The sequence below is a fragment of the Sinomicrobium soli genome, assembly GCF_003285545.1.
In the GTDB taxonomy this organism is placed as follows: Bacteria; Bacteroidota; Bacteroidia; order Flavobacteriales; family Flavobacteriaceae; genus Sinomicrobium.
Genome location: NZ_QLNV01000038.1, coordinates 1 through 2,648, shown reverse-complemented (window position 1 = coordinate 2,648; position 2,648 = coordinate 1). Strand labels below are relative to the sequence as shown.

Here is a 2,648-nt window from a genome sequence, read left to right as displayed (position 1 = left end):
TGGATATCTCGGATCAATTAGTGCCACTAAAAATGGCGTGTTAGTGCCAGGCGTTTCGGTTTAAACAGTGCCATTACGGAACCTGTTTAACGGTTCGATTTGTGCCAGAGTAACGGTTCAAATGATGCCACTTTAAACCGGTGGTTGGGATTAACGTTTTGATTTGTGCCACTTGTTTCGGTTTGAATGGTGCCACCGGGAAAGATCAAGTATAAATACCTTACTGCGAAAAAGCAGTATGGCCAACACACTTGATCCAATGGACTTAAGGCAAATTATCCGATTACACTTAGACGGTTTAAGCAATCGCAACATAGGAACCACTTTAGGGCTCTCTCGCAATACGGTCAATCATTATCTAAAACGCTTCAAGGCCAGTGCATACACCATGGAAGCGTTATTATCTTTTGACCAGGGCGCTTTACGTGCTCAGTTTTCAGCCTATACGACCATAGACAACGGCCGTTATAACGCGTTGATGCTTTACTTTGAAGGGGTCAACAAGGCCCGGAATCATCCTGGGTTTACCTTTTTACACCATTACAGGGAGTATGCTCAGACGGCTGTTAACCCTTACAGCTATACCCAGTTTATGGAACATTACCATCGGCGGTATGCCCATATCAAGGGTTCGATGAAGCTGGAGCATGACCCCGGCAAGGAGCTGTATATTGATTTTGCCGGGAAAAAACTTCATATCGTGGACAGGGAGACCGGGGAGCTGGTCCCGGTGGAAGTCTTTATCGCCATTTTACCCCACAGTCAATATACCTATGTAACGGCCTGCCGGAGTCAGAAACGGGAAGACCTGATCGGTTGCTGCCAGGGTGCGTTGCACTTCTATGGCGGGGTACCCAAAGCCATTGTATCGGACAATTTAAAATCAGCCGTGAACAGGGCCAGTAAATATGAGCCACAGATCAACCGGACATTTAAAGAGTTCGCTCACCATTATAACTGCGTTATTAATCCTACACGCAGTTATGCCCCGCAAGATAAGGCCCTGGTGGAAAATGCGGTGCACCTGGTCTACCAGCGTATCTATTACCCGCTACGGGAGATGACCTTTTTTTCCTTGACGGACCTGAACCGGGAGATCCGCCGGCTGTTGGAGACCTACAACAACCTGTTGTTCCAACGCAAGGAGGCCAGTCGTAAAGAACTCTTTCAATCGGTGGAGCGGAGTTATCTAAAGCCGTTGCCCCAGCAATCCTATGAGCTTAAAAACTACAGACGGGCCAAGGTTCAAAAAATGGGCTATGTGTATTTCTCTCCGGACAAGAGTTATTATAGCGTGCCCTACCGTTATATCGGTAAACAGACCATGATCCACTATACCCAAAGCACCGTAGAGGTCTATTATAATCACCAGCGTATTGCCCTTCATAGACGTCATCCTGCAAAAGGAAGTTATATCACCAATAAAGACCACTTGAGCAGCACCCATAAAGCCTACACGCAGTGGAGCCCTACCTATTTTAAACAACTGGCTTCCCCGCATGGGGTACATGTGCTGGCCTGTATAGAACGTATCTTATCCTCCACCGATTATCCGGAGACCGGCTATAGGCGGGCTATGGGAGTGATACAACTGCATAAAGCCTATGGTTCCCAGCGGCTCAATGGAGCATGTCAAATAGCCTTGCAGGCCGATACGGCCTCTTACCGGCGTATCTGCAATATCCTCAAGAACAACATGGATCAAACCTCCCTGTTCGACCAGGACCTGGAACAAGACCGGTCTCATATCCCCAGGCATGGAAACATCCGGGGAGCTTCCACTTACAAGTAACTATATATACAACCCTTTAAAACTATAATCATATGAACAACGATCAAACCATTGAAAAACTCCGGCACATGCGCCTTACAGCTATGGCTGAACTCCATCTTAGGCACCTTAAGGAAAACCAACTTCAGGACCTCACCGCTGATGAATACTTAGGGCTACTGGTAGACCATCAATGGGAAGACCGCCAAAACAAAAAGATAGACCGCCTTTACAAACAGGCCCGTTTTAGGCAAAAGGCTTCCCTGGAAGAAGTGAGTTACACCCAGGGCCGCAACCTGGATAAAAACATGTTCCTTCGACTGGGCTCCTTAGATTTTATCACCCGCAGGGAAAATATCATCCTGACCGGGGCTTCCGGCGTGGGCAAAAGTTTTTTAGCACAGGCACTGGGACACCAGGCCTGCAACATGGGACACAAAACCATCTACGCCATTACAGGCCGGTTATTAAAGAAACTTAAGCTCAGTAAGGTAGACGGCACTTACTTGAAAGAACTCCAAAAGCTCCTCAAGGCAGACCTGCTCATTCTGGATGACTTTGGCCTACAGGCCTTCGATAACCATGCCCGGGAGAGTTTATTAGATATTATCGATGACCGTTACCATAAGACCTCCACGATCATCGCTTCCCAAATCCCGGTATCGGCATGGTATGATCTTATTGGAGAGGGAACCATTGCCGATGCCATCCTGGACCGTATCGTCAACTCCTCACATCGGATCGACTTAAAAGGGGAATCCTTAAGAAAGGGGATTTTAAAAGAGGAACAGTAACAAATTTTTTATATCATTGTAGTATCTTTCCAGGTGGCACTATGCCTCCGAAATCCGTGGCATGGTCACTCCGAAATATCCAA

Annotated in this window: 2 protein-coding genes; both read left to right on the top strand. The window is 47.2% G+C overall.

The annotated features are described in order from the left end of the window. The first annotated feature begins 238 nt into the window (after positions 1-238). Positions 239-1,792, top strand: a complete 1,554-nt coding sequence (gene istA / locus DN748_RS18910; RefSeq protein ID WP_112373399.1) for an IS21 family transposase — start codon at positions 239-241, stop codon at positions 1,790-1,792. A gap of 32 nt (positions 1,793-1,824) precedes the next feature. Further along, positions 1,825-2,565, top strand: coding sequence for an IS21-like element helper ATPase IstB (gene istB, locus DN748_RS18905; RefSeq protein ID WP_112373398.1), 741 nt, complete (start codon positions 1,825-1,827; stop codon positions 2,563-2,565). Positions 2,566-2,648 lie beyond the last annotated feature (83 nt).

Coding starts and splice junctions, on each gene's coding strand:
- istA (WP_112373399.1), top strand. CDS start 239: ATGGCCAACACACTTGATCCAATGGACTTAAGGCAAATTATCCGATTA.
- istB (WP_112373398.1), top strand. CDS start 1,825: ATGAACAACGATCAAACCATTGAAAAACTCCGGCACATGCGCCTTACA.